Raw genomic sequence first — 3,103 nt, forward strand, 5'->3', positions numbered from 1 at the left:
GGTCCGGCGATCGTCGGCTGGCTCGTCCACACCGTCGGTGTACAGCACGCGATGGTCCTGCCGCTGGTGCTGTCCGGCGTGCTCGTCGGCGTCAGTCGGTGGGTGCCTTCGGTCCGGAGATAGGGATCCGTAACTGGTGGAGAGGGTGCCGCCCGGGTGCAGCCCACGGCTGGCCCGGACGCGGCGCGGTCGTGCCGGACGTGTCTGGTGCCGACTGCCTGTCCTGTGGTCAAACCTTCTATGCCGCGGCGTCCGTTCGTGCCGGGCTCGAAGGACAACGAGTAGTGCTGACCACGCCAAAGTGTGGTCACCGCTACCGTTGAGGTTCACGCCTTTTGTGTTGACGGTCTGGGGCCCTATACGGTCGGACGCGCTCGTCGTCACCAGCACCTCCGTCGGTCGGAGCGAGCACGCACTTCCCCACCTGTCGAACAGGTCTTGTATAGGAGGTCACGATGAAGACCATGAGCTACACCGAGTCCCGGGCTCGCTACGCCGAGGTTCTCGACAGCGTCGCCAACGACCGCGAGGAAGTCATCATCACCCGCGCGGGGCACGAGCCGGTCGTCATCGTCTCCCTCGAGGACTACCAGTCGCTGCGCGAGACGGCATACCTGATGCGCTCGCCCGCGAACGCGCGCCGCCTGCTCGAAGCCATAGAGCGCCTCGAGGCCGGTCGCGGCGCCCCGCACGACGTCATCGACCCCGTCTGAGGTGCTGCTCGTCTGGGACGAGAACGCGTAGCCTGACCACCTCTGGTGGCAGGCGCAGGACAGTAAAGTGAAGCGGATCAACCTGCGGCCGGCCGATATTCAGCGGCACGGCAACGAAGGTATCGGCAAGCCCGAGGCCCTCGAGCACGACGTCGCTGGCTACTGGTCAAGGCGCATGACCGATGAGCACCGCCTCACCTACAAGGTGGTCGGCGACGAGGTCTGCAAGGCTGCCTGCCGTTACCACTACGGCTAGTGATGCGGCAGAGCCATATGGACCCGTCTCTTCGTTGCCAGGTTCGCGTGCCGGAGTTAGTCGCGCCCCGCTGCAAACCACGAGGTGGCGAAATCGGTCACGCTGGCAGGTCGGTCTGCCGGTGACGGCTGACACGCTCTTTCGACCGCCTCAGCCGCGCCATCGGGCCCACAGAACTCTGCTCGCTTCTCGGTCAGCCGTGTCGCGAAGTGCCAGATGATGCGCCCCAGGGTGAACACGGTCGTCCGTTCGTCGAGCTCGGCTCCGAGTTCGAACTCTTCCGGCGCCATGAACCGGGTGGACCCGAACATTCGACCCATCTCGTTCGTCGTTGCACCTCGGCGGTAGGAGTCGAGGTCGATGACGCGCAGGGCAGGAGCCTGGAAGTCGACAATCAGGCACCCGTCATAGAGATCGCCGGCGACCCATCCTGCAGCGGCGAGCGCTACGTGCAGATCCACCAGGGTGTCGAACAGGCCGAGCAGAACGTGTGCTGGAAGGTGCGCAAAGCGTTGGTATGGCGAGGTGGGGTTGCGACGTTCCTCGCTGCGCACACCGACGAGGTCCCCGGTGGCTGCTTCGTAGATCAGCGCCGGACCCGACGGTGACTCGATGACGTTGAGGAGGGCGGGCAGAGCGTGGTGGTCACATGACCGCGCCAGGTCGATGGCGTTGCGCAAGAGCCTTACGCGTCCGGCGTGGTCCAGGTAGGGGACGGGCGCACCAGGCGCCGGTGGCCCCGATGTCCCGGCTGTCTTCACGAACAGGCGCTGACCATTGGACTCGACGAGCCATGAAACGTTGCCGGAGTCCTGGGATAGGTGGTTGAACTCCCGGAGGATAGTGCTGCACTGTTGGACATATCTGGCGGGGTCTTGGTCGATGTCGCTGGTCCCGGTCAGGTTCGCCACCCTTGAAAGGTACTGGCAGGGACGGGCCCGACCGCGCACACATGGCACAGTCTCTGCATGAGACGGAACCGGCCTTGGTCTCTCGGGCCCCGGCGGGGCATTGCGCGAGGGGTTGGGGTTTTTGGGACGCCAGGATCCGAAGTCGATGCCCCAGGGCTGGCCGAGCTGTTGGAGCATCACGAACGGTTGGTCGGGTGGTTGGATGCGGCCGGCGAGACCCTGAGGTACGACGTCAACGGGCTCACGACGGTGGAGGGGTTGATCGACTTGTGGAACGCAGACGCGGACATCTCGCCTGCGCTCGCCAACGAGGTGGGTACGTATCTCGGAACGGTCTTGGTGAAGGAGGTAGACGGGGCCAGTTGGCACATCTGGCCAAACGATCACCTTGTTGTGCGCCTGATGTCTGCCAGGGACATCGACGTGGTGGACCTCGCTGCGAGGCGCATGGCCTCCGGGCGCCCCACCCTCCCTGGCGTCCTTATGAAGGCCAGCCGACACCCACGCACTTCGGGCCTCGTGGGGCGGATGTTCAGGATGCCGTGGTGACTGGGGTCCAGAGACGGTCGATGGGCATGACATGAAGGCGGTCGGCATAGGTATAGGAGTGGCGTCCAGTGGTGAGAATGATCCCGGCGGTAAAACGAGGTCCAAGTACATCTCGAAGTTGCTCCAGGCCGCGGAACTCGGCGGAACGGGCGCGCTCGCCGGCCTTCACCTCTAGGCCGATCACAGTGCCGTCGTCGGACTCGATGACGAGGTCGACCTCGGCTCCGTCGCTGGTGCGCCAGTGCCCGAGAGCGACGGGTTCGCTGAGCCACGAGGCTTGCTTTCGAATTTCGCCGATGACGAAGGTCTCCAAGAGGTGTCCGAACTCAGTGAGCGCTGCTGGGTCGATGGTGGTGAGCCTGTCGGGGTTGAGCCGGAGTAGCCGAGCAGCCAGCCCGGAGTCAACGAGGTGAGTCTTCGGCTTGGAGTTGACACGCGAGCGGAGCGTCTTGCCCCACGCCGGGAGCCGCACCACCAGAAACAGGTCCTCCAGCAGCCGCAGGTGGCTCTCCGCGGTCGCCCGGCTGACGCCCACGGCCTCGGCAGCTTTGGCCACATTGAGCAGCTGCCCGGTCTGCGATGCCAGGTGCGCCAGCAGGTCGGTCATCGCTTGGCGCTCACGGACCCGGCCGAGCTCCAAGGCGTCGCGTTCGACCGTGGCGCGGACGAAGTCG

At 65.4% G+C, this 3,103-nt stretch carries 4 protein-coding genes and 1 pseudogene; 3 read left to right on the top strand and 2 right to left on the bottom strand.

The features are described from left to right. The first annotated feature begins 455 nt into the window (after positions 1–455). On the top strand, positions 456–713 hold the full coding sequence (locus Q0R63_RS13260; RefSeq protein WP_295698015.1) for a type II toxin-antitoxin system prevent-host-death family antitoxin: 258 nt from the start codon (positions 456–458) through the stop codon (positions 711–713). A gap of 1 nt (position 714) precedes the next feature. Further along, a pseudogene (locus tag Q0R63_RS13265) lies at positions 715–969 on the top strand (Txe/YoeB family addiction module toxin). Positions 970–1,025: 56 nt separating this feature from the next. On the opposite strand, the gene Q0R63_RS13270 reads toward Q0R63_RS13265, so the two are convergent. Next, complete coding sequence (locus Q0R63_RS13270; RefSeq protein ID WP_295698018.1) at positions 1,026–1,880, bottom strand: hypothetical protein; 855 nt, start codon at positions 1,878–1,880, stop codon at positions 1,026–1,028. A 57-nt stretch (positions 1,881–1,937) separates the two neighbouring features. Here Q0R63_RS13270 and Q0R63_RS24610 point away from each other — a divergent pair, with 57 nt between their 5' ends. Continuing rightward, the gene (locus Q0R63_RS24610) at positions 1,938–2,429 is read left to right on the top strand and encodes a DUF6278 family protein (RefSeq protein WP_366521132.1); all 492 of its coding nucleotides are present in this window, start codon (positions 1,938–1,940) and stop codon (positions 2,427–2,429) included. Here the strand turns inward: Q0R63_RS24610 and Q0R63_RS13275 are convergent. Beyond that, positions 2,413–3,103, bottom strand: a 691-nt coding sequence (locus Q0R63_RS13275; RefSeq protein ID WP_295698020.1) for a DUF4143 domain-containing protein, incomplete at its 5' end; no start/stop codon positions are given. The two genes, Q0R63_RS24610 and Q0R63_RS13275, sit on opposite strands and share 17 nt — an antisense overlap.

The organism is Lapillicoccus sp. (genome assembly GCF_025353065.1).
In the GTDB taxonomy this organism is placed as follows: domain Bacteria; phylum Actinomycetota; class Actinomycetes; order Actinomycetales; family Dermatophilaceae; genus Lapillicoccus.

Excerpts from the sequence above, each read along its gene's own strand:
- Q0R63_RS13260 (WP_295698015.1), top strand. The coding sequence starts at position 456 with ATGAAGACCATGAGCTACACCGAGTCCCGGGCTCGCTACGCCGAGGTT.
- Q0R63_RS24610 (WP_366521132.1), top strand. The coding sequence starts at position 1,938 with ATGAGACGGAACCGGCCTTGGTCTCTCGGGCCCCGGCGGGGCATTGCG.